This is a genomic window from Micromonospora sp. CPCC 205546 (assembly GCF_036902715.1).
Lineage (GTDB): Bacteria > Actinomycetota > Actinomycetes > Mycobacteriales > Micromonosporaceae > Micromonospora.
In genome coordinates this window covers 1-1,166 of the sequence record NZ_JBAKHL010000159.1, presented here as the reverse complement: position 1 = coordinate 1,166, position 1,166 = coordinate 1, and the positions used below count along the sequence as shown (strand labels likewise).

Genomic DNA, 1,166 nt, shown 5'->3' with positions numbered 1-1,166 from the left:
GCTACAGATCTTGAATGGTCAGGTTGTGTCGGGTTCGAGTGTCAGTCCGGTGTGAGCGAGGAACCCGTCGAGTAGGTCGGTGCGGTACTGGATGCTCTTGAGTCGGTTCTTGATGATCGCGAGGAGGTGGTCGACGCCGGTGACGGCGAGGTTGCCGATGCTGCGTTTGAGGTGGGACCACACTGCCTCGGTTGGGTTGAGGTCCGGGGCGTAGGCCGGTAGCCGGATGACGGTCAGCCAGTCCCGGGCGTCGATCATCTGCCGCATGGCGGCGGAGACGTGGGTGTTCAGGTTGTCCCAGACGCACACGATCGGGCCGCCGAGCTGTTGGTGGGCGGCATCCAGCAGGGCGATGTAGTCGCGTTCGCTGAAGCTACGGCGCTCGTTCTTGCGGCCCCGGTGCACGATCGTCCGGTAGATGAACCGCGACCGCTGGCCGGGCCGGTAACAGGTCAACCCGGCGATCGAGACGCGACCGGAGCCCTTGCCGGAGACCGGGACCACGGGGGTGTGGCCGCGTCGTCCCCAGGTCCGCGCCTTTGGCGGGCGCAGCGTCTGACCGGCCTCGTCCTCGAAGACCAGCCACGCCTGCCGCTGCGCCGCTACCGTTTTCCCGCCGGCCACGTCTCCCGCCGCCAGGTGACGATCGCCGTCTCGTCCCGCTCGACCGCACGATGCGTGGGCACCTGCACCGACCAACCCAACCGGTACATGATGTTCGCCGTCCCGCGCAGCGTGTACCGGGTGCGAAACATCCGAGCGATCAGGTCCGACACCCGAGCCAGGGTCCACCGCTGATCACTATCGAAGCCGTGCGCCGCCGGGCCCTCATCCAGGGCATCGGCCAGCCGCCGCAGCCGCCCCTCATCCAGCCGGCACCGAGACCCACCAGGCCCTTTCGACGCCAGAGCCTGCTCACCACCGGCCTGCCACCGTTTACGCCAGCCGTACACCGCGGTCTGCGACACCCGCAGCCGCCGCGCGATCTCCGGCACCGACACATCCTCGGCGAACCACCCCGCCGCCTGCCGTCGCACCGCCTCACGCTTCGCCCGCCCCCGCGCGGACAACCCACCTCCATCGGGATACCTCATCCCATCGATCTACCCCAGCCCAAGGCCATCACACAGACCACATCGGACGAACCTGGCCATTCAAGATCTGTA

2 protein-coding genes are annotated in these 1,166 nt (G+C 67.8%); both read right to left on the bottom strand.

The genetic code is table 11. The features are described 5' to 3' along the window. Positions 1-18 precede the first annotated feature (18 nt). On the bottom strand, positions 19-624 hold the full coding sequence (locus V6U77_RS29810) for a transposase (RefSeq protein WP_334610066.1): 606 nt from the start codon (positions 622-624) through the stop codon (positions 19-21). After that, positions 603-1,037, bottom strand: a complete 435-nt coding sequence (locus V6U77_RS29805) for a winged helix-turn-helix domain-containing protein (protein ID WP_334610065.1) — start codon at positions 1,035-1,037, stop codon at positions 603-605. The genes V6U77_RS29810 and V6U77_RS29805 overlap by 22 nt, the downstream gene beginning before the upstream one ends. Positions 1,038-1,166 lie beyond the last annotated feature (129 nt).